This window comes from Streptomyces sp. NPDC006602 (assembly GCF_042870385.1).
In the GTDB taxonomy this organism is placed as follows: Bacteria; Actinomycetota; Actinomycetes; order Streptomycetales; family Streptomycetaceae; genus Streptomyces.
In genome coordinates this window covers 48,082-70,760 of record NZ_JBIAHG010000037.1, presented here as the reverse complement: position 1 = coordinate 70,760, position 22,679 = coordinate 48,082, and the positions used below count along the sequence as shown (strand labels likewise).

Below are 22,679 nucleotides of genomic sequence, written 5' to 3'. Positions count from 1 at the left end.
CCCCCCCCCCCCCCCCCCCCCCCCCCCCCCCCCCCCCCCCCCCCCCCCCCCCCCCCCCCCCCCCCCCCCCCCCCCCCCCCCCCCCCCCCCCCCCCTCACCGTAGGTTCACACCCGGAGGGTGGCGAGACTCAGCTGCAGCCGCTGGTCGAGCCGCAGCCCTCGCAGATGTAGCAGGAGCCGGCCCGCTGCATCTTCGTACCGCAGGAGAAGCACAGCGGGGCGTCGGCCTGGATGCCCAGTTGCATCTCCACCAGCTCGGCGCTGGTGTGGGCCTGCTGCGGGGCGGGCTTGGCCACGTCGATCTCGGCCTTGGGGGTTGCGACGGCCTTCAGTTCCTGGGCGCGCGGCGCCGACTGGGCCAGGCCCTCGACGTCCACCTCGTCGTCGGACGGCTCGTACGAGCCGGTCTCCAGGTGGCGCTGGCGCTCCTCGGCGGAGTGGATGCCGAGCGCGGAGCGCGTCTCGAAGGGCAGGAAGTCGAGCGCCAGGCGGCGGAAGATGTAGTCGACGATCGACTGCGCCATCCGCACGTCCGGGTCGTCCGTCATGCCGGCGGGCTCGAAGCGCATGTTCGTGAACTTCGAGACGTACGTCTCCAGCGGCACGCCGTACTGGAGGCCGACGGAGACGGCAATCGAGAAGGCGTCCATCATGCCCGCGAGGGTCGAGCCCTGCTTCGACATCTTCAGGAAGACCTCGCCCAGCCCGTCGTCCGGGTAGGAGTTGGCCGTCATGTAGCCCTCAGCGCCGCCGACCGTGAAGGACGTCGTGATGCCGGGACGCCCCTTCGGGAGGCGCTTGCGGACCGGGCGGTACTCGACGATCTTCTCGACCGTCTCCCGGATGGTCGCCTCGGCCTTCTCCGTGACCTCGACCTTCTCCTTCTCCTTGGTCTTGGCGGAGAGCGGCTGGCCGACCTTGCAGTTGTCGCGGTAGATGGCGAGCGCCTTGACGCCCATCTTCCAGGCCTCGAAATAGACCTCTTCGACGTCCTCGACGGTCGCCGACTCCGGCAGGTTGACCGTCTTGGAGAGCGCACCGGAGATCCACGGCTGGATCGCGGCCATCATGCGAACGTGACCCATCGCGGAGATGGAGCGCTCGCCCATGGCGCAGTCGAAGACCTCGTAGTGCTCGGGCTTGAGGCCCGGAGCGTCGATCACATTGCCGTGGTCGGCGATGTGGGCGACGATCGCCTCGATCTGCTCCTCCTGGTAGCCCAGGCGACGCAGGGCCTGCGGGACGGTGCCGTTGACGATCTGCATCGAGCCGCCGCCGACGAGCTTCTTGAACTTGACCAGCGCGAGGTCGGGCTCAAGGCCGGTGGTGTCGCAGGACATCGCCAGACCGATGGTGCCGGTCGGGGCGATGACGGACGCCTGGGAGTTACGGAAACCGTTCTTCTCGCCCAGACGCAACACGTCCTGCCAGGCCTCCGTGGCGGCGGCCCAGATCGGCGAGTCCAGGTCGTCCATGCGGACGGCCTTGGTGTTGGCGTCGGAGTGCTGCTTCATGACGCGCAGGTGCGGCTGGGCGTTGCGGGCGTAGCCGTCGTACGGGCCGACGACCGCGGCGAGTTCGGCGGAGCGCTTGTACGACGTGCCGGTCATCAGGGAGGTGATGGCGCCGGCGAGGGCGCGGCCGCCGTCGGAGTCGTACGCGTGGCCCGTCGCCATCAGCAGGGCGCCGAGGTTGGCGTAGCCGATGCCGAGCTGGCGGAAGGCCCGCGTGTTCTCGCCGATCTTCTGGGTCGGGAAGTCCGCGAAGCAGATGGAGATGTCCATCGCGGTGATGACCAGCTCGACGACCTTCGCGAAGCGCTCGATCTCGAAGGACTGAGTGCCCTTGCCGTCGTCCTTCAGGAACTTCATCAGATTCAGGGAGGCGAGGTTGCAGGACGTGTTGTCCAGGTGCATGTACTCGCTGCAGGGGTTCGAGCCGTTGATGCGGCCCGACTCCGGGCACGTGTGCCAGGCGTTGATGGTGTCGTCGTACTGGATGCCGGGGTCGGCACAGGCCCAGGCCGCCTCGGCCATCTTGCGGAAGAGCGACTTGGCGTCGACCTCTTCGATGACCTCGCCGGTCATGCGGGCGCGTAGGCCGAACTTGCCGCCCTCCTCGACCGCCTTCATGAACTCGTCGTTCACCCGGACCGAGTTGTTGGCGTTCTGGTACTGGACGGACGTGATGTCGTCGCCACCCAGGTCCATGTCGAAGCCCGCGTCACGCAGGGCTCGGATCTTCTCCTCCTCCTTGACCTTGGTCTCGATGAAGCCCTCGATGTCCGGGTGGTCGACGTCCAGGATGACCATCTTGGCGGCGCGACGGGTGGCACCGCCCGACTTGATCGTTCCTGCCGAGGCGTCGGCGCCGCGCATGAAGGAGACGGGTCCGGAGGCGTTGCCGCCGGATGAGAGCAGTTCCTTGGAGGAACGGATGCGGGAGAGGTTCAGGCCGGCGCCGGAGCCGCCCTTGAAAATCATGCCCTCTTCCTTGTACCAGTCGAGGATCGACTCCATTGAGTCGTCGACGGACAGGATGAAGCAGGCGGAGACCTGCTGGGGCTGGGGTGTACCGACGTTGAACCAGACGGGGCTGTTGAAGCTGAAGATCTGGTGCAGGAGGGCGTACGCCAGCTCGTGCTCGAAGATCTCCGCGTCGGCGGGCGAGGAGAAGTACTTGTAGTCCTCGCCGGCCTTCCGGTACGTCTTCACGATGCGGTCGATGAGCTGCTTGAGGCTCACCTCGCGCTGCGGGGTGCCGACCGCACCGCGGAAGTACTTGCTGGTGACGATGTTGACCGCGTTCACCGACCAGAAGCCCGGGAACTCGACGCCACGCTGCTCGAAATTGACCGAGCCGTCGCGCCAGTTGGTCATGACGACGTCACGACGCTCCCAGGCCACCTCGTCGTACGGATGCACGCCGGGGGTGGTGTGGATGCGCTCGATACGCAGCCCCTTGGTCGCCTTGGTGCCCTTGGCGCGGGAACTCCGTGCCGGACCGCTCGCCGTCTCTGTCATGCCGCCTCCCTGTACAGGCAAAAACGCCCTGAAATGCCACGATGTTCCCGTGGCACGGTGTTGTGTCTGGTGTTGCGGGACCCACTCGCTCATCGCCCGCAACAAGTCTTCGTCCGCCGCTGCCCGGCCGACCCGGGAGTCTCCCCCTGGTTTCGGTCCGCCGGTCAGTCGGCCGCGTTGGCGGGCTCGGGGACCTGTGCAGTCCCTCCGGACCCGCGGTCGTCTTCCTGGCCCCCCGCGACAGCGTCCTTGCCGTCGCCAGTGCCCTCGCGGTCCTCGTCGTCCGCGGCGGGGGATCCCGTCTCCCTGAGTTCGGTGATGGCCGCCTCGAAGTCCTCGAGCGAGTCGAACGCCCGGTAGACAGAGGCGAATCGCAGATAGGCGACGAGATCGAGCTCCTGCAACGGGCCGAGTATGGCCAGCCCCACGTCGTGGGTGGTCAGCTCGGCACTCCCGGTGGCCCGCACCGCCTCCTCGACCCGTTGGCCGAGCTGGGCGAGCGCGTCCTCGGTGACAGGCCGTCCCTGGCATGCCTTGCGCACGCCATTGATGACCTTGGTACGGCTGAAAGGCTCGGTGACTCCGGACCGCTTGACCACCATGAGCGAGCACGTCTCCACGGTCGTGAAACGACGGGAGCAGTCAGGACACTGGCGGCGCCTGCGGATCGACGTGCCGTCGTCGGTCGTACGACTGTCGACGACGCGGCTGTCGGGGTGCCTGCAGAAGGGGCAGTGCATGAACTCCAACCCTCCTTCACAGCAGACTCAATAGCCTCAAGAGGCGTCTTGAGCCCCTTGAAGCAGCCCCAAGCATAGGCGATGGCCGAGGGCTTGAAGACCCGGGGGACCACAACTTCTGGGCTGCTGTTGCAATCCAACCACTAGATGTGGGGATTGGCCCATACATCCACGCCTTGCTCGCGTGTCGCTCGCGCATGGCAGGTGCCGCATGCCCATACCGCCGCACTGATACCCGGGCCGCGCAGCCGTACCGCTGCGACACATGCGGAGATACCGTGGGCGCCAAAGGGAGGGCACGTGGGATTCCCGCGCAGATGGGGGCCGGTTCCCGGCTGACGTGAAGGCGGATGGCAGACTGGGGCGGCACCCACGAGGTCGCCCGCCCCGGCGGTGAAGAGTACAACAATGAGCGCCTTTGTCTGCCAGGCGCCGCGTCAGCCATACACCCAGGCACATGATCGAGTCGGGCTTTTCGCACTTTTTCACTCGAACGTGTGTTTGGCGCAACCTTTCGAAAGCAACTACCGTTGTCCAGCAGGGAGACCATCGAGAGGGGCCGACGTGACCACCACCGCAGACAGTGCCACCATCACTGCCCAGGACCGCTCCCAGGGCCGACTCGAGCCGGTGCATGCGATGAACGAAGCCATGAATCCCGAGGGGCAAAAGCGCTCCCTGCCGGGCCGACCTCCGGGCATCCGGGCGGACAGCTCGGGGCTCACCGACCGACAGCGGCGGGTGATCGAGGTCATCCGGGACTCAGTGCAGCGGCGCGGCTACCCGCCGTCGATGCGGGAGATCGGCCAGGCGGTAGGCCTGTCCAGCACGTCGTCCGTCGCACATCAGCTCATGGCACTGGAGCGCAAGGGCTTCTTGCGCCGCGACCCGCACCGCCCGCGCGCGTATGAGGTGCGTGGCTCCGACCAGGCGTCCTCGGCGCAGCCCACGGACACCGCGGGCAAGCCCGCCGCGTCGTACGTCCCGCTGGTCGGCCGCATCGCCGCAGGTGGCCCGATCCTCGCGGAGGAGTCCGTCGAGGATGTCTTCCCCCTGCCTCGCCAGTTGGTCGGTGACGGTGAGCTGTTCGTCCTCAAGGTCGTCGGCGACTCCATGATCGAGGCCGCGATCTGCGACGGAGACTGGGTCACGGTCCGCCGTCAGCCGGTCGCCGAGAACGGCGACATCGTCGCCGCGATGCTCGACGGCGAGGCCACCGTCAAGCGCTTCAAGCGCGAGGACGGCCACGTCTGGCTCCTCCCGCACAACGCCGCGTACGAGCCGATTCCCGGCGACGACGCGACCATCCTCGGCAAGGTGGTGGCGGTGCTGCGGCGCGTGTGACGCGGCTGCGGCGGGCGGGCCCATACGCGGCCGCCCTCTGACCGGGCCCCGGGACCCCTGCGCCGGTTCCGGGGCCCTGCGCTGCGCGATCCCTGGTGACAAGGGATTGTGAATCGGGGCTTGGTCCCTGCCCCGGCGGGGCCGGGACCAAGCCCCGATCACTCAGCCGTGCCTGCCGCCTCCGCCTTCTTCGCCGCCTCATCGATCGCGGCCAGTGACTTCCGGACCTGATGAGGGTCCGTCGTGTACCAGAAGTCGGGCAACGAGGCCTTGAGATAGCTCCCGTACCGCGCCGTCGCCAGGCGCTGGTCCAGTACGGCGACCACACCGCGGTCCGCCGAAGCCCGTACGAGGCGACCGGCGCCCTGGGCCATGAGCAGGGCCGCGTGGGTGGCGGCGACCGCCATGAAGCCGTTGCCGCCCGCCTCCTCCACCGCCTTTTGGCGGGCGCTCATCAGCGGATCGTCCGGCCTCGGGAACGGGATCTTGTCCATGACGACCAGCTGACAGCTGGGACCCGGGACGTCGACACCCTGCCAGAGCGAGAGCGTGCCGAAGAGGCACGTCCTGGGATCGGCGGCGAAGTTCTTGATCAGCTCGCCGAGGGTCTCCTCGCCCTGGAGGAGGATGGGGAACTCGGGGATACGGGAGCGCAGCTCCTCCGCGGCCAGCTGGGCCGCCCTCATCGAGGAGAACAGCCCCAGAGTGCGGCCGCCGGCCGACTGGATCAGCTCGGTGAGCTCGTCGAGCATGTCCACGCGGTCGCCGTCCCGTGCCGGGCGTGCCAGGTGCTTCGCGACGTACAGGATGCCCTGCTTGGGATAGTCGAAGGGCGAGCCGACATCGACGCCCTTCCACTGCGGGACGTCCTCGCCTTCCGTCCCCTCAGGGGCAAGGCCCAGGGAGGCTCCGACGCCGTTGAAGTCGCCCCCCAGCTTCAGGGTCGCGGACGTCAGGACCACCGAACGGTCCGCGAAGAGCTTCTCCCTCAGCAGGCCGGAGACCGACATGGGGGCCACGCGCAGTGAGGCGCCGAAGCGATCGTGGCGTTCGTACCAGACGACGTCCCACTCGGAGCCGTTCGTGATCCGCTCTGCCACGTCGTGCACGCTCTCCACCGAGGCCAGCGCCTGCTTGCGGACCGCGTCCTCGTCCTGGACGGACTTGTCGCGGGTGGCGCCGATCCCGGAAATCACCGTACGGCAGGCGTCGCGCAGGGCCATCAGCGCGTAGCCGAGGTCTTCCGGGATCTCCTCCAGGCGGCCCGGGAGGGCGAGTTCCATCAGGCGCTCAAAGCCCTCGGCGGCGGTCTGGAGCTGATCGGCGGCCTTCTCGTTGACGAGCTTTGCCGCGCGGCGCACCGCGCGATTGACCTGGCCGGGGGTGAGCTCGCCGGTGGCGACTCCGGTGACCCGGGACACCAGTTCGTGCGCCTCGTCGACGATCAGCACCTCGTGCTGTGGGAGGACCGGGGCGCCCTCGATGGCGTCGATGGCCAGCAGCGCGTGGTTGGTGACGACGACCTCGGAGAGCTTGGCGCGCTCGCGGGCCATCTCGGCGAAGCACTCGGCGCCATAGGCGCACTTCGAGGCGCCCAGGCATTCACGTGACGACACCGACACCTGGGCCCAGGCACGGTCGGAGACGCCCGGTGTGAGGTCGTCGCGGTCGCCGGTCTCGGTCTCGTCCGCCCAGTCACGCATGCGCAGCAGGTCCTGGCCCAGTTTGCTGGTGGGCGCGGCCGCCTCGAACTGGTCGAAAAGGCCTTCTTCCTCGTCCTGCGGGGCGCCCTCGCGGAGCCGGTGCAGACACAGGTAGTTCGACCTGCCCTTGAGCATCGCGAACTCCGGGCGGCGGCGCAGCAGCGGGTGCAGCGCATCGACCGTGCGCGGCAGGTCCCGCTCCACGAGCTGGCGCTGCAGGGCGAGCGTCGCGGTCGCTACGACGACGCGCTCCCCGTGCGCGAGCGCGGGCACGAGATAGCCCAGCGACTTTCCGGTGCCGGTGCCGGCCTGCACCAGGAGATGGGAGCTGTCGTCGATGGCGTCCGCGACGGCTTCGGCCATGGTCACCTGGCCTGGGCGCTCCGTGCCGCCGACGGCAGTGACGGCAGCATGCAGGAGTTCGGGGAGTGAGGGCTTCGTCATAGCGCGACCACCCTACGGCCCGGCACTGACAAACGGGCGATCAAAGCGGTGACGAGGGGCGGGATCAAGACCGGCTGCTCCTCGGGTGCGGATCGGTTCGGTTCGGTTGGGGTCGGTTGGGGTCGGGACAGGCGCGTTCGGGCTCGGAGTCACTCGCCGTGGGCCGGGATCGCTTCGGTTCCGTTCGATCGTGGGGTGACTGCGTGGGACGGGGCTCGGCGCTGGTGGAACTCGGGCCTGGCTACGGCGCTTATCGGACACGAATACGGCAGATGTCGGCTCAGCCGGAAATCCGCAGGGCGCGAGTGGGAACCGGATCGGCGCGGGCGGTGTACCAAAAGTGATGGCGCTGCGACGTGGCGTTACAACAGATGGCGCAGGTGCCGGTCCCGGATCATGAGGGCGGCCTGCTTGGTGGGCAGGTCTACCTCGGCCGCGAAGCCGAAGCCTGCGCTCAGAAAGGCGGTGATGGAGGGGATGTTGCGAAGGTCGGGCTCCGCGACCACGCGGGTACAGGCGAACCGCCTGTCGAGCACGAGATCGGCGACGGCCCGCAACAGAGTGCTGCCGAGCCCTCGCCCACGATCGGCGACACCGCCGATAAGAAGGTGGATCCCGGTGTCGTGGGGTCGAGCGGGGTAGTGGCGTGCCAACGGATCGAGGTCTGCCCGGTAGAGCTCCCAGTAGCTCATCGGTGCGCCCTCCAGCACCCCGAGGCACGGGACGCTGCGTCCGTCGCCGGCCAGTTGGGCGAGCAGGTGGTCCTCCGTGACGGACTGGGGTCCGGCCAACTCCCAGAACTCCGCGACGGCGGGGTCGTTCATCCATCGGCTGATCAGCGACACGTCACGCTCGATGCGTACGGGGACAAGGTGGAATACGCCCGCAGGGGTGCTGGTCGACCCCCAGTCCGCGACCCGGTCGAGCAGGTCGTCGCCTTCTGATGGGACGCCGACGGGCGGTTCCGTGCCCTCAGCCTGGTCTCGGGCCAGGTGGGCGCCGGTCCTCTCCCCCTCCCTATCGAGAAGTGCGATGAGTTCGCCGGGCAGGCGCAGCTCCAGTGTGTCCTCGCTTTCCAGGCTCATGGCGTCATGTTCCTCGCGGATGAAGGTGGTTGGCGGAGGTACGGGTGTCGGGCAGGGATGAAAGGGGCCCGCGATGGTCTGCGGTCAGTGATGGAGGGGGTTGGTGATGGTGACGTAGACGGACTGGGTGTCCACTGGGCCGACAAGTTCGTCCAGGCCGTGGAGACGGGTCAGCAGGTTGGCCTTGCAGCGCAGAACCGGTGAGTCGAGCAGACGGGTGGGCAGGGTGGTGCGCAGTCGGGCGGGGCCTGAAGCCACGTCGGTGAGGAAGCGACGGAAGGCGGCGAGCAGGAGCCGTTCGTCGGCGAGGTGCTGGGAACCGAACGCTCCGATGAGGCCGAGGACGTTGTTGATTGCGAGGTAGTACGCGAATCGTTCATCGGTGACCTCATCGGAGACGAAGGTGTCGCTGTGCCTGCCGATGCCGGGCAGCCGGGCATCGAGTTCCGCGCGCCGGGACTCGCGAAAGTAGTAGCCCTGGTTGTCGCGGTAGCGGCCGCCGACGGGCCAGCCATCGCCGTCCAGCAGGAGCAACGTGTTCTGCTGGTGTGCTTCCAGGGCGATTCCCGCTTCCGCGTCCAGCCACAGCACCGGGCGTACGACCTGTTCGAGGTAGCGCAGAAACCACTCGGCGGCGACGGCTCCGCGGGGTCTGCCGGTTCGGTCGGCTAGGCGTGTGACGACCTGGGCCAGCCGGGACCGCAGGACCGGTCGGTCGGAGTGCTGATGGCCTTCGGCGGCGCTGGGTGGGACGTGGGGCCGGGGCGCGACGAGTCCGGCGATGCAGGAGATGTCGTCCTCGGGGTTGAACGGGTTGTGCCGAATCACCACGTCGAGCCCGGGGACGGGGCGACCGTCCGGCCCGTCGACGGCGATCCAGGCAGGGTCACGCACGATGTCGAACCCAGGGTGAGCCGCCTGCCATTGCTTGGACAGGCCGCTGCGGAGCAGCCGGTGGACCTCTACGCCCCGGTGGAGTTCCTTGCGGAGATTCTCGCGACGGGAGTTGGTGATACGCAGGCTCAGCGAGAGCTTGAGCATGGCGGGGGCGCCGGATTGGTGGACGGTTCGTACAGAGGAGGTGGGATGCCATGGGGAACCGTGCGGGCCGAGATTCCGGAGCAGTCCTGCGTCGAGCAGGGCCGTGGTCTCGGGGCGGTGCAGGATCTCGCGCAGCTGCCAGGGATGCAGGGGCAGGGCCGTGTGGCCGTCGGGCAGCGGGAGCCCGGCGGCGGCGAACCGTGCGGTGAGCTGGGCCGAGGAGATCGGACGGCCGCGTTCGGTCCAGGCCGAGTCGGTGGCCAGTACGGAGGGGGCTACAGCCATCCAGTGCAGAGGGAAGGAGCCGCGCAGCTCCGGCGAGTACAGCCGTGCTTCGCCTTCGGAGAGACCCTCGCGACTCTTCGGGGTCGGGTGCAGCGGATGCCCGAGCACCAGGGCCTGTTCGCCGGCGAGGAAGAGATCGGGGTCGTCGGCAGGGTGTTTCCGGCGCCCGGCAACGAAGTCGGCGGTTCGGCGAACCGAGTCGGCCACACGGGCGACGAGATCGGCGGCGGCGCCGGCCGGGGGAAGGGCGGGGGGGCCTGGAGGAGAAGTCTGGGATGGGGGGACATGAGCGTCTGCTTCGGGGGCGATTGCGCTGGTTGCGGGGACGGGGACATCGGCCTCGGGGGCAGGTACCTCTGGCACGGGGGCAGCTGTGGGGGTATCTGAGGCGGCAGTGGTGCCGGGGGTGGCCCTGCCAACTGTTGGCGGGGCCGTGGTGGGGTCCGGGTGCGTCGGCGTGGTGGGCGATGCGAACAAGGCGGTGGGCACTGTCGATTGCACGGTGTGCGGTGCCTGCTGAAGGGCGGCCTGGGTGGGCCTGTCGGTGGGGTTCCCTGCATTGGATGTCTCGCGCGCCAGCAGGGCGGCGACAGTGATCGCCTCGGCCGGCGGGGCATGATCGGGGGCGTCGGCCAGGTACGGGAGGCCGAAGCGGTGCCAGCCGGTCGCAGACCAGTAGTGGACGGGGGCGAGGAGCGCAGTGCCGCTGGCGGGGAGGGGGATGCGGAGGGTGCCGTTGTCGGGTGCGAGGAGGTCCTTTTCGCGTACCCAGCAGCGCAGCAGGTTCTCCACGGCTGCGGCCTCGGCCGCCATGTGCGGGTCGGCGTGGTCCAGGAGGTCGGTGGCGCCGCTCAGCCACTCGGCCCCGGGGCGTCCCTGCGTCGGAACCTTCTCGTCCGGCACCTCGGTCGCCACTCCCCCCTCCGCCGAGACCTCCCCCAGCTGGTGGGCGGTCCTGGTGGCGGTCGGCGCCGGTCGTGGCGGCGAGGAGATGCGGCCGGAGGAGGAACCGCCGGTGTGGGGATGGGCACGGCCGCCGGGTGCGGGGGTGGTGTTCAAGGCTCTGTTCCTCGGGGGGTCTGGCTTGTGCGGCTTGAGGGGGACCGGCCGGGCGAGCCAGCTGGGGAACCGGCTTCGGGGCGGCGCGGTGAGGCGTGCGTCGGATTTCGTTTTGCTCAGGAAGTCGTGTGATGGGGCGGGAGGTGAGAGATATTCGGGAAGGAGCACGGCGATGAGGGGTGGAGTGGGTTCGCGTGTGCGGGTGGCAACGTGCGGGGGCACGGCCACTGAGCTACCCCGCCCGCTCGGCGCGGTCGCGGGGGCGGGCGGTCTGCGGGCGCTGTGGGTGCTGTGGTGGCTGTGGGTGCGTCTTCTCCCCACGGGCGTGGTTCCAGGCCACTGCCTCTACCGCGTCGGCCAGCCGGTCCAGTACCGCGGCCGCTTGTCCATCGGTGATCGTCAGGGGTGGGAGCAGCTGTACAACACTCAAGTCACGGCCGCTCAGTGCGACGATCAGGCCGCGGCGAAGGCACTCCCGTTGGACGGCAGCAGCGAGTTCGGGAGCGGCGGGACGGGGGCCAGCAGCGAGGCGACCGACTTCGGCATCGGCATTCCCGAAGGCCGTGGAAGGCGGCCAACCACTACCGCATCCCGCTCCCGCCCCAACCTCAGCCCCTGCTCCCGCCCCCGCGAAGGAGGCCACACCACAGTCATCGGAACCACCAAGGCCGACCCGAGACCCAGCCCAGGTTCCAGCCCCAGCCCCGGTCCAAGTCCCGGCCTCAGACACCATCCCCGCCTCAGTCCCAGCCACGCCCCGACCAGCCTTAAGGTCCCCCTCGGCCTCGACCAGTTCGATCCCGATCATCAGGCCCCGTCCCCGGACATCGCCAACGATGGCGAACTCCCTTGCCAAGCCCTGGAGTTGGCAGAGCATTCGGGAACCAAGCGTCCCGGCCCGCTCCGTGAGGCGGTTTTCACGGACGTAGGACAGGGTCGCCGTGCCCGCGGCCATGGCCAGCTGGTTGCCGGGGAATGTGTCCGCGGAGGTGCCGGGTTCCCCGGTGTCGAGGTCGTCCCGGTACACCAGGGCGGCCAGGGGCAGGCTGCCGCCGATGGCGTTGGAGAGGATCATGACGTCGGGGGTGACGCCGCTGTGGTCCACGGCCCAGAAGGCGCCCGTGCGCCCGACCCCCGTCCGGACCTCGTCGGCGATCAGTGGGACGGACCGGGCGTCCGTGATCTGCCGTATGCGCCGCATCCACTCATCGGGCGCCGGGACCACACCGCCATCGCTCTGGACGGGTTCGAGGATCATTCCGGCGGGCAGCGGCCGCCCGGACTTGGGGGCGTCGAGGACGGACTCGGTCCACCGGGCGGCGAGTTCGGCGCCGCGCGCACCCCCGACGCCGAAGGGACAGCGGTAATCCTGCGGATAGGGCAGGCGGGAGAGCCCCGAGTCGGCGGCGCCGGAGTCTTCGAATGCCCCGGCGGTCGTTCCGTGGTGGCCGCCCGTGAAGGCGACCAGGCCGCTGCGTCCGGTCGCCGACCGGACGAGCTGTAACGCGGCCTCCACGGCGTCCGTACCGGCCGGCCCACAGAACCTCACCCGCGCGCGGACGGCGAGCCCGGGCGGCAAGGTGCGGAACAGTTCGGTGACGAAGGCGTCTTTGACAGGGGTCGCGAGGTCGACGGCGTGCAGCGGAGCACCCGAGTCGAGGACGCCGCGGATCGCCTCCAGGACGACGGGGTGGTTGTGGCCGAGGACCAGTGTCCCCGCGCCCGAATGGCAGTCCAGGTAACGGCGGCCGTCCGCGCCCTCGATGGTCAGCCCACGTGCTCGCACCGGCACGATCGGCAGGGCTCGAGCGTAGGTGCGCGCCGCCGACTCGCGCACCGACTGACGCCGCAGAATTCCCTCGTGCACAAGGCGCGCCCCATCGGACGCCTCCTCGGAGGCACGTGCCTCGGCAGCCCTCTCAAGCGCACCCCTACCAGCCTCGCCGAGCCCGGTCACCACAGCCTCCCAGTTCCGACCTCAGACGCCGGTCCCGGCACCGTCCCGGCGGTCTCCCCAATCTCGGACGCTGCGGTCCCCCAAACTCCGACCGCAGCGGCATCCCCATCACACACAACCCCCGCCCCGGCCCCAACCGCACGCGTCTTCACAGCCACGGCTCCCTGTTCTCCCGCAGTCCAAGGGCCGACCGTCTCTGACGTCCTCGCCCGACCCGACATACGAAACCCCGCGAGCGTTTGCTCGAAGCTCTCCAAAGCTCACAGAAGTGGGCCCGAGGGACCGAGCCCACCGGACGCGACCGCAGACCGGACCGACCGCCGGCAGAAAGGTCCCGTCGCTACCAACCCCGGACCGCTCCGCGGGTTACGGGTTGCCTCAAGATCCTTTCCGTGACGGAGCCGGTCGTCTCCCGTGGCACGGCTTGGCGGCGCTATGCACGCTCCCGACTCCACGCCGTCATGACCGTGGCACCGTCGGCCTGTGCGCTGAACACGAGTACCGCAGCGCACGGCGCAGGCCAGGACGGGGACAAGCGGGTCGTCACCCCACAACGGTCTCGGCGGCGCGCAGTGGCTTCGGTGGGGCGGTGTCAGGGGGGCGGGGGTCCAGGTGAGGCGCTCCGCCAGTGTGGCCGCGAACTCCTCAGCGCCCGGGCCAACTGGGTGCGCAGATCCTCGACCCGGTGCTGTGCGGCCTGCTCGAAGCCCCGTATCCGCTGCAGCAGTCCCTCGCGTTCCTCGGGCAGCAGTTCCTCGCCCGAGTCCAGACGGTCCGTGGTCTCGAGCAGGGCGACGTTCGCGGTCCGTGACGTTCAGCGGCCGAGGGCCCCAGTGGACGATGCGCCGCCGGTACGAGCGAGCGCTGATCACCCGGCCAGGGTCTGGGTGACGCGCCATAGGCGGCGGGGCAGGTCGCCCTCCTCGAACGGGTGGACCTCGTCCAGGGTCCAGCCCTCGGCGAGGCTGTCGACCAGGTGACGGGGGAAGAAGTGCACGGCGAAGCCGCCGTGCATGTAGATGTCGTCACCGTGTGCGGTGCCGGCGCCGTAGTGGGCGTCGCCGGTGTGGCGGACGGTGTAGACGAAGGTGCCGTCCGGACGCAGGACGCGCCGGATTTCGCCGACCAGGGCGTGGATCTCCCTGGTGGACAGGGCCATGCACAGCAGCATGTGCGCGAAGACCGCGTCCACGGAACCGTCCGGCAGACGCAGCGGCTCGCCCACGTCCTGCACCATGGTGGTGATCCGTTCGGCGACATCCTGCTCGTCAGCGGCGTACCGCAGTTGCCGGAGGCCGACCGGGCTGAAGTCGGTGGCATGGACGGTGAAGCCCTCGCGAGCGAAGTACAGGGCATCGCGACCGTGTCCGGCGCCCAGCTCCAGGACATCCGTGGCGCCGGCCGCGCGGAAGACGGCGGCGGCGTGGATCGCGGGGGCGGAGGGTTTCTCGCCGTACATGCCAGGATGAGCGGCGTAGGTGTACTGCCAGTGCGCGCGCTGCCTCTCGTCCAGCTCCTCTCCCGAGCCATCCGTAACGAGCGCTCTTCCCTGCCGACGGTGCCCTACTGTCGCGACCAGCCTAGGACGCGGCGCATCGGGACGTCGTACGGCCATCCGCCGGGCTGTCCGCAGCAGCGGGCGTTGTGACGTCGTCCCGGCCGGGTGGCACGGTGGGTTGGTAGCGGCGGGCTCCTCGGCTCCTGGCTGCTCGGTCTCCTGTCTGCCGGGGAAGCTTTTCAGTTGCGGACCGGACCGGGTGGACGCGCCGGGAAGGGCACCCCGGCGTCACGCGAAGGTGAGTTCGGCGGCACCGAAGGACACGTCGAAACGGTCGCACCAGATGCTGACGCTGGAGTAGCGGGCGGGGTCGATGCCCTCCGGCAGGGGGTAGTTCTGGCTTCCCTTGTTGCCCTTGAGTTTCCCGAGGTTGACGTATTCCCCGTCGTCGAAGACGTGCCAGTCCGCCTTGCCCTCCTTCACCGGTGCGTCGGTCAGCCACACCCGCAGGTCCGGCCCGTTACTGGTCTCGAGGTTCTCCAGCCGGACGACGTGGGAGCCGTACGAGCTTCACCGTGCCCGATGTCGCGTGCTCGTGGCTGATCAGCTCACCACGCGCGAGCGCCTGCGGTCCCGTGGCCGGGGAACGCGACGCGGAGGGCGCTTTCGAGGGCACCGCAGCCGGCGGCGCGGAGGTCTCCACCACGCCGGGCAGGGCCTCCTCGACGGTCTGGTCCTGCCACAGCTTCCACGGCTGGAACCAGTACAGCCCGAAACCGGCTCCGACAACCGCCACCACCAGCGCTCCGGTGACCAACGGCCCGGTCAGTACCTTCCGCACGCGCACCATCCCCGCCCTCACCTCTTGGAGTCCACCTGATCTCTGCCCCATTCAACGGGCGGGAACGGCCGCCCCGTAACCCACACGAGATGACGGAAGCCTTACGTCGCTCGACATCGGTCGTTGACATCAGTGCGGGCGACGCCCTCGACACGAGCAGACGCGAGAGGACGTCGAATCCGCAGATCTTCGGATGATTGCCTGATCAGACAGCTCGTAGCGAAACCGTTGCCGTTCCGCGGGAAGTCGCCCACAGCGACCACCTAGTGTGTGATGCCGTTCCAACACCGCGTGAGCCAAGCGCGAGAGCCAACCCATTTCACCTCAGGGGGAGTTCGACAATGCGACCCATACGGCCATCCTTCACCGCTCGTCGCGGAAGGAACGCGCGCCGCAGAATCTCCCCCGCGCTGACCGCCGTTGCCCTCGCCTCGGCACTCCTGCTCACCGCCACCGCATGCGACTCGGGCGATGCCGAGGCAAGCGGCGAGGCCTCTGCCACCGCCACGTCCGCGGGCGACGACAAGATCACGATCCCGGACGACATCAAGGACAAGCTCAAAGAGCACGGGATCGACCTCGACAAGTGGCGCAACGGCGCCTGGAAGGACTGGAGCAAGGAGGACTGGCTGCGCGAGGCCGACGAGTACATCAACCCGATCATCGAGGGCCTGTGGGACCAGGACCGGATGCGGGATGCCGAAGACCCGGAGAAGGCCGTCGACGACAGCGACCTCTCCGATGACCAGGGTGTGACCGACCCGGAGCCCGCGCCGGTGGACGCGAAGGCCGTGGCGCCTACGTACGAGGCCAACGTTCCCGAAGCGGGCAAGGTGTTCTTCGACTCCCCCGAGGGCACGATGGTCTGCTCGGCGACGGTCGTACAGGACCCGGCCAACCCGGGCAAGTCCAACCTGGTGTGGACGGCCGGCCACTGCGTGCACGCGGGCAAGGACGGCGGCTGGTACCGCAACATCGCGTTCGTGCCGTCGTACAACAACCAGGCCATGGGGACCCAGGAGTTGGAGAGCGCCGCCAAGGAGGAGGTCGCTCCGCACGGCGTCTGGTGGGGCGACTGGGCGCAGACCTCCGACCAGTGGATCGAGCAGGGCGGGGCGACGGGCGGTGACGGCGCCTCGTACGACTTCGCCGTCATCCATGTGACCCCGGAGGAGGGCAGCGGCGGCAAGTCGCTGGAGGAGACGGTCGGTTCGGCTCTGCCGGTGGACTTCAAGGCGCCGGCCGTTGCAAAGACGGCGAGCATCACGGCGACCGGTTACCCGGCCGCGGCGCCGTTCGACGGCCAGACCATGTACCAGTGCACGGACAAGCCGGGACGGCTGTCGATCAGCGCCCCGGACCCGACGATGTACCGCATCGGCTGCACCATGACCGGCGGCTCGTCCGGCGGCGGCTGGGTCGCGGCCGGCTCGGACGGCAAGCCCGCGCTGGTCTCCAACACCTCGATCGGCCCGGTGACCGCGGGCTGGCTGGCCGGTCCGCGGCTGGGTGAGGTGGCCAAGGGCGTGTACGACTCGGTGAGCGAGAAGTTCGCGGGCCAGTGACCGCCCGCTGAGCACGGACGGCGGTGGGATGTGTCGGGAAACCGTCACCACCTCACCGCCGTTCACCCTCATGGTGCCGCCTACGGCTACGCCGTGCTGCTGCCGTCGAGGTACCGCATCGGCTGCACCATGACCGGCGCTCGTCCGGCGGCGGCTGGTTCCGCGTGATGGACGGCGAGACCAGGTTGGTCTCCAACCTCCCGATCGGCCCGACCGACAACACCTGTCTCGCGGGCCCGCAGCTCGGTCAGGACGCCGAGACGCTCTACGAGACCATGCGTAAGACGTACGTCGGTCAGTAGCCGCGCACACCGAAGGCCCGCCGCCTGCGACGAGCAGGCGGCGGGCCTCCAGGCTGTTCCAGGACAGTCAGGCGAGCGGCGCCGGAACGTACGGCGCGAGATCCGCCGCCAGTTCCTCGTGCACCCGCACCTTGAGCAGGGTGCCCTCCGGGGTGTGCTCCGCGGAGATCACCTCACCCTCGTCGTGAGCGCGGGCGACCAGCTTGCCGTGCGTGTACGGCACGAGCGCCTCGACCTCGACCGACGGCCGCGGCAGCTCGTTGTCGATCAGCGCGAGCAGATCGGCGATGCCCCGGCCGGTGCGGGCCGAGACCGCGATCGAACGCTTCTCGATCCGCATGAGCCGCTGGAGCGTCAGCGGGTCGGCCGCGTCCGCCTTGTTGATCACGACGATTTCAGGTACGCCGGTGGCGCCGACATCCCTGATCACCTCGCGTACGGCGGCCAGCTGCTCCTCCGGGTTCGGGTGCGAGCCGTCCACCACATGCAGGATCAGGTCGGACTCGCCGACCTCCTCCATGGTGGAGCGGAACGCCTCCACCAGGTGGTGCGGCAGGTGTCGGACGAAGCCGACGGTGTCCGCCAGCGTGTACAGGCGGCCACTGGGCGTCTCCGCCCGGCGCACGGTCGGGTCGAGGGTCGCGAACAGGGCGTTCTCGACCAGGACGCCCGCGCCCGTGAGGCGGTTGAGCAGCGAGGACTTGCCGGCGTTGGTGTAGCCGGCGATGGCGACCGAGGGCACCTTGTTGCGCTTGCGCTCCTGGCGCTTGATCTCGCGGCCGGTCTTCATGTCCGCGATCTCCCGGCGCATCTTCGCCATCTTCTCGCGGATCCGACGCCGGTCTGTCTCGATCTTGGTCTCACCGGGACCACGGGTGGCGAGGCCGCCGCCCTTGCCGCCGCCCATCTGACGGGACAGCGACTGACCCCAGCCTCGCAGCCTCGGCAGCATGTACTGCATCTGCGCGAGCGCGACCTGTGCCTTGCCCTCTCGGGACTTGGCGTGCTGGGCGAAGATGTCGAGGATCAGGGCCGTACGGTCGATGACCTTGACCTTGACGACGTCTTCGAGGTGGATGAGCTGGCCCGGGCTGAGCTCACCGTCGCAGATGACGGTGTCCGCGCCCGTCTCGAGCACGATGTCGCGCAGCTCTTCGGCCTTGCCGGAACCGATGTAGGTGGCCGCGTCGGGCTTGTCGCGGCGCTGGATCACGCCGTCGAGCACCAGCGCGCCCGCGGTCTCCGCGAGGGCGGCGAGCTCCGCGAGGGAGTTGTCCGCGTCCTGTGCTGTCCCCGTGGTCCAGACGCCGACGAGCACGACCCGCTCCAGGCGTAGCTGGCGGTACTCGACCTCGGTGACGTCCTCGAGCTCGGTGGAGAGGCCCGCGACGCGGCGCAGGGCCGCGCGCTCGGAGCGGTCGAACTGGTCGCCGTCCCGGTCTTCGTCGATCTCGTGGCTCCAGGCGACGTCCTCTTCCATCAGGGCATCGGCCCGAAGACCTTCGGGGTAGGCATGCGCGAAGCGCTCAGTGTCCTGGGAAGAAGATGAAGAGGAGGTCATTGGGTCCTTACGTCGATGGGGATTCCGATAAAGCGGCGACAGAGCCGAAGCCGAACTTCTGAGCCGACCGTCACTGCTCACAACGCACGAGTGCCCCGGGAGATTCCCGTGTCCCGTGCCGCGCCGACCTGTAGATGGTCGCACGGCACGGCCCGTCTCGTCACCGTGTTATTTCGCGGCGGCCGACTGGGGTGCGGCCGACTTCCAGTCCGGGTGGCCGGGCATCGGCGGGGTCTTCGCACCGTAGAGCCAGCTCTCGAAGAAACCGCCCAGCTCCCGTCCGGAGACTTCCTCGGCGAGCTCGACGAAGTCCGCGGTGGTGGCGACGTCGTCCTGGTAACGGCTCACCCAGGCCCTCTCCAGGCGTTCGAAGGCGGGGCGGCCGATCTCCTGGCGGAGGGCGTACAGAGCCAGCGCGGCGCCGTCGTAGACGTTCGGCCGGAAGATGCTGATCTTCTGGCCCCGGTCGGGTGCCTTGGGGGCGGCGGGCGGTCCGCCGGCCGCCCGCCAGCGGTCGGAGGCGCCGTACGCCGCCTTCATCCGCGCTTCCATGGGCCGGTCCGCCTTCTCCTCCGCGTACAGGGCCTCGTACCAGGTGGCGTGCCCCTCGTTCAGCCACAGGTCGGACCAGGAGCGCGGGCTGACGCTGTCACCGAACCACTGATGGGCCAGCTCGTGCACCATGAGCGACTCGACGTACCACTTCGGGTAGGCAGGCTCGGTGAACAGGTCTTTCTCGAAGAGAGAGAGGGTCTGCGTCTCCAGCTCGAAGCCCGTGCTGGCCTCGGCCATGAGCAGGCCGTACGTCTCGAAGGGAAACGGCCCGACCTTGCCCTCCATCCAGGCGATCTGGGCGGGGGTCTTCTTCAGCCACGGCTCCAGCCGCTCGCGGTCCTTGGTGGGCACGACGTCCCGCACGGGCAGCGCGTGCGGGCCGGTGCGGCGCAGCACGTTGGAGCGGCCGATGGACACCTGGGCGAGCTCGGTGGCCATGGGGTGCTGGGTCCGGTACGTCCAGGTCGTCGCCCGGCCGGCCCGGTCCACGCCGGTCGGCAGACCGTTGGCGACGGCCGTGTAGCCCTTGGGCGCGGTGACCCTGATGGTGAACATCGCCTTGTCGGAGGGGTGGTCGTTGCACGGGAACACCAGGTGGGCGGCGTCGGCCTGGTTGGCCATGGCGAGGCCGTCCGCGGTGCGCACCCAGCCGCCGTCACGGTCCGCGGCGGACACGGGGTCGCTGGTGTGCCGGACGGTGACCCGCATCCAGCTGCCCTCGGACAGCCGCTCCTCGGGTGTGACCACCAGGTCCTCGCCGGCGCTGGTGAAGGCGGCGGGCTCGCCGTCGACCTCGACCGAGTCGACCTTGCCGTGCGCGAAGTCGAGGTTCACGTGGTCCAGCGAGGTCGTCGTCCATGCGTCGATCGTGGTGACCGCCTGCAGGGGCTTGCTGTTGGTGCCCGGATAGGTGAACGAGAGGTCGTACGACGCGACGTCGTATCCCGGATTGCCCAGGTACGGGAAGAGGCGGTCGCCGAGGCCGAGCGGAGCGGCCGGGGCGCTCGCGGCCAGGAGGCAGACGGAGACGGCGGAGGCGAGGAGCGCGGCGGCCTTTCGGCGCCGGGAGGGCGTGAGGCGGGCTCGGGGAGCCGGGGTTCGGGGGGTGAGCAGCATGCACCACGGCTACCAGGGGGCGCCTGCGGTACAGCGGCGGCGCGCGATCGGCCCACTCGAACGGGTAGATCAGCGGGAGGACGGGGCCACCACGCGCAACTGCGCCGCACGCGCGCGGGTGCAGCGCCCGCGGGCAACCTCACGCCCCCGGCGTCTGGTCCCGGCTCACGTCGTACACCCCCGGCACATTCCGCATCGCCCGCATCAGCGCCGGCAGGTGCGCCGCGTCGGGGAGTTGCACGGTGTAGGTGTGGCGTACGCGTTGTCGGCTCGGGGGCTCGACGGTCGCGGAGACGATCTCGGCGCCTTCCGAGGCCATCGCTTCGGTGAGGTCCGCCAGCAGATGCGGGCGGCCGAACGATTCGGCGAACAGGGTGACCCGGCACCCGGTGGACTCCCCCCAGCGCACGCCGACCTCGGCGCGCCGCGCGCTCTTCATGCGCGCCACGGCCGCGCACTCCACGCGGTGGACGGTCACCGCTCCCCCGCGCACGGAGAAGCCGATCACCTCGTCGGGCGGTACGGGCGTGCAGCAGCCCGCGAGCCGTACACTCGCGCCGGGCTGGTCGACGACGGCGTTCGCGGCGGCGGGGCGGGGCGCTTCGGCGTTCCCGGTGGTCGGCCGGTCAGCGGTCCGGGGGGCGACGCCCTCCGAGGAGGTCGCGGAGCTCCCGTCGCCGACTGACCGGGAAGATGCCTCGCCGGACCCGAGGGTCGGAGCCGGCCCTTCCTCCTGCGCCTCGGCGGCCGCCGGGTGCGTGGCCAGCCACCGCTGGATGGCGATCCGGGCGGCGGCCGTGTGGGCGTGCTCCAGCCACTCTCTGGAGGGCTCGGAGGCGGGGTCCTGGCCCATGAGGAGCTGGACGGTGTCGCCGTCCTTCAGCACGGTACTCAAGGTCGCCAGGCGGCCGTTGACGCGGGCGCCGATGCATGCGTGCGCGTCCTCGCCGTACTGGGCGTACGCGGCGTCCACACAGGTCGCGCCCTCCGGCAGGCCCAGGGTGCCGCCGTCAGGACGGAAGACGGTGATCTCACGGTCCTGGGCGAGGTCCTCGCGCAGGGTGGACCAGAAGGTGTCGGGGTCCGGCGCGGCCTCCTGCCAGTCGAGGAGGCGGGAGAGCCAGCCGGGCCGGGTGGGATCGGCGCGCTCGCCGTCGCTCGAAACGGTCTGCTCCTCCGAAGGAGGAGCGTAGGGATTGCCGAGCGCGACGACGCCGGCCTCGGCGACCTTGTGCATCTGATGGGTGCGGATGAGGACTTCGGCGACCTGGCCGTCCTCGCGGGCCACCGCGGTGTGCAGCGACTGGTACAGGTTGAACTTGGGGACGGCGATGAAGTCCTTGAACTCCGAGACGACGGGCGTCATACAGGTGTGCAGTTCGCCGAGCACGCCGTAACAGTCGGCGTCCTCGTTCACCAGCACCAGCAGACGGCCGAAGTCGGTGCCGCGCAGCCTGCCGCGTTTGCGGGACCTGCGGTGCACGGAGACGAAGTGCCGGGGCCGGATGAGGACTTCGGCCGGGATGTCGGCGTCCCGCAGGACCGTGCGCATCTCGTCGGCCATCTCTGCGAGGGGGTCGTCCGCGCGGGAGGCGTTGTCGACGATCAACTCACGCGTGTGCTCGTACTCCTCAGGGAGGAGGATCGCGAAGACCAGATCCTCCAGTTCGGTCTTGAGGGCCTGGACGCCGAGCCGTTCCGCGAGCGGGATGAGGACGTCCCGGGTGACCTTGGCGATGCGGGCCTGCTTCTCGGGGCGCATCACGCCGAGGGTGCGCATGTTGTGCAGCCGGTCGGCGAGTTTGATCGACATCACGCGGACGTCGTTGCCCGTGGCGACGAGCATCTTGCGGAAGGTCTCGGGCTCGGCGGCGGCGCCGTAGTCGACCTTCTCCAGTTTCGTGACGCCGTCGACGAGGAAGCGCACCTCCTCGCCGAACTCCTCACGGACCTGATCGAGCGTCACGTCCGTGTCCTCGACGGTGTCATGGAGGAGAGACGCCGTCAGGGTCGTTGTCTCCGCGCCTAGTTCGGCGAGGATCAGGGTCACCGCGAGCGGGTGGGTGATGTACGGCTCACCGCTCTTGCGCATCTGACCGCGGTGCGAGGACTCGGCCAAGACGTAGGCGCGGCGCAGCGGTTCGAGGTCGGCGTCGGGGTAGTGGGCGCGGTGTGCCTCGGCCACGTGGCCGATGGCGTCGGGCAGCCGGTCACGGGCGGTGGTACCGAGCAGCGCGGCCCGGCCGAGGCGGCGCAGGTCGATCCGGGGGCGAGCCTTCCTGCGAGGCACTGTCGGCAGTACCGGGCCTGTTGTCACCGGGCCTGGGCTCGCGGGATTCGTGGCCTCCGCACTCATGGGCACCTCCGGCTGCGTCGACCGGCGGACGGGGTGCCCCAGGGCGGACACGGCTCGGGGGATGGCATCGGTCCCCCGTCCGGGCCGGTGCTTGATGCTACCGAGCCCATCACGTGCGCCTGACCGCCTCTCGTCGAGCGTGAAAAGGATCACCCATTCGAGCGACGGTTTGTAGGTTTACGGTTTCGTGCGCCGTGACTGCG

14 protein-coding genes and 1 pseudogene are annotated in these 22,679 nt (G+C 69.6%); 4 read left to right on the top strand and 11 right to left on the bottom strand.

Annotation, left to right across the window (positions count from 1 at the left end; translation table 11 throughout):
* Positions 1-129: 129 nt before the first annotated feature.
* Together ACFYO2_RS42565 and nrdR are read right to left on the bottom strand one after the other, a co-directional pair.
* Entirely contained in the window at positions 130-3,024 is a 2,895-nt protein-coding gene (locus tag ACFYO2_RS42565; RefSeq protein WP_388360914.1) for a vitamin B12-dependent ribonucleotide reductase, read from the bottom strand.
* A 164-nt stretch (positions 3,025-3,188) separates the two neighbouring features.
* A complete protein-coding gene (gene nrdR, locus ACFYO2_RS42560; RefSeq protein WP_388360911.1) occupies positions 3,189-3,764 on the bottom strand; it encodes a transcriptional regulator NrdR in 576 nt (191 codons plus the stop codon).
* A 564-nt stretch (positions 3,765-4,328) separates the two neighbouring features.
* Between nrdR and lexA the strand changes: the two genes are divergently transcribed.
* Positions 4,329-5,108, top strand: a complete 780-nt coding sequence (gene lexA, locus ACFYO2_RS42555) for a transcriptional repressor LexA (RefSeq protein ID WP_388360908.1) — start codon at positions 4,329-4,331, stop codon at positions 5,106-5,108.
* A 158-nt stretch (positions 5,109-5,266) separates the two neighbouring features.
* On the opposite strand, the gene ACFYO2_RS42550 is transcribed toward lexA, so the two are convergent.
* The 4 genes from ACFYO2_RS42550 to ACFYO2_RS42535 form a co-directional block, all read right to left on the bottom strand.
* Positions 5,267-7,255, bottom strand: coding sequence for an ATP-dependent DNA helicase (locus ACFYO2_RS42550; protein ID WP_388360905.1), 1,989 nt, complete (start codon positions 7,253-7,255; stop codon positions 5,267-5,269).
* A gap of 362 nt (positions 7,256-7,617) precedes the next feature.
* Entirely contained in the window at positions 7,618-8,340 is a 723-nt protein-coding gene (locus ACFYO2_RS42545) for a GNAT family N-acetyltransferase (RefSeq protein WP_388360903.1), read from the bottom strand.
* An 84-nt stretch (positions 8,341-8,424) separates the two neighbouring features.
* Entirely contained in the window at positions 8,425-10,725 is a 2,301-nt protein-coding gene (locus tag ACFYO2_RS42540) for an IucA/IucC family protein (protein ID WP_388360900.1), read from the bottom strand.
* A 232-nt stretch (positions 10,726-10,957) separates the two neighbouring features.
* Complete coding sequence (locus tag ACFYO2_RS42535) at positions 10,958-12,592, bottom strand: aminotransferase class III-fold pyridoxal phosphate-dependent enzyme (protein ID WP_388360898.1); 1,635 nt, start codon at positions 12,590-12,592, stop codon at positions 10,958-10,960.
* A 718-nt stretch (positions 12,593-13,310) separates the two neighbouring features.
* Between ACFYO2_RS42535 and ACFYO2_RS42530 the strand changes: the two genes are divergently transcribed.
* The gene (locus ACFYO2_RS42530; protein ID WP_388360895.1) at positions 13,311-13,493 is read left to right on the top strand and encodes a hypothetical protein; all 183 of its coding nucleotides are present in this window, start codon (positions 13,311-13,313) and stop codon (positions 13,491-13,493) included.
* Positions 13,494-13,550: 57 nt separating this feature from the next.
* Here the strand turns inward: ACFYO2_RS42530 and ACFYO2_RS42525 are convergent, their stop codons facing one another.
* Positions 13,551-14,141, bottom strand: a complete 591-nt coding sequence (locus tag ACFYO2_RS42525) for a class I SAM-dependent methyltransferase (protein WP_388360893.1) — start codon at positions 14,139-14,141, stop codon at positions 13,551-13,553.
* Between the two features lie 327 nt (positions 14,142-14,468).
* Positions 14,469-15,030, bottom strand: a pseudogene (locus ACFYO2_RS42520) (DM13 domain-containing protein).
* 332 nt (positions 15,031-15,362) lie between these two features.
* On the opposite strand from ACFYO2_RS42520, the gene ACFYO2_RS42515 reads away from it, so the two are divergent.
* Complete coding sequence (locus ACFYO2_RS42515) at positions 15,363-16,586, top strand: trypsin-like serine peptidase (RefSeq protein WP_388360891.1); 1,224 nt, start codon at positions 15,363-15,365, stop codon at positions 16,584-16,586.
* A gap of 167 nt (positions 16,587-16,753) precedes the next feature.
* Positions 16,754-16,888 (top strand): hypothetical protein, encoded by a 135-nt coding sequence (locus tag ACFYO2_RS42510; protein WP_388360889.1) that lies wholly within the window; start codon positions 16,754-16,756, stop codon positions 16,886-16,888.
* 67 nt (positions 16,889-16,955) lie between these two features.
* On the opposite strand, the gene hflX is transcribed toward ACFYO2_RS42510, so the two are convergent.
* The 3 genes from hflX to ACFYO2_RS42495 form a co-directional block, all read right to left on the bottom strand.
* The gene (gene hflX, locus ACFYO2_RS42505; protein ID WP_388360887.1) at positions 16,956-18,449 is read right to left on the bottom strand and encodes a GTPase HflX; all 1,494 of its coding nucleotides are present in this window, start codon (positions 18,447-18,449) and stop codon (positions 16,956-16,958) included.
* 168 nt (positions 18,450-18,617) lie between these two features.
* Positions 18,618-20,120, bottom strand: a complete 1,503-nt coding sequence (locus tag ACFYO2_RS42500; protein WP_388360885.1) for a M1 family metallopeptidase — start codon at positions 20,118-20,120, stop codon at positions 18,618-18,620.
* Between the two features lie 139 nt (positions 20,121-20,259).
* Positions 20,260-22,476 carry a RelA/SpoT family protein gene (locus ACFYO2_RS42495; RefSeq protein WP_388360883.1) on the bottom strand — a complete coding sequence of 739 codons (2,217 nt, stop codon included), beginning with the start codon at positions 22,474-22,476 and terminating at the stop codon, positions 20,260-20,262.
* Positions 22,477-22,679 lie beyond the last annotated feature (203 nt).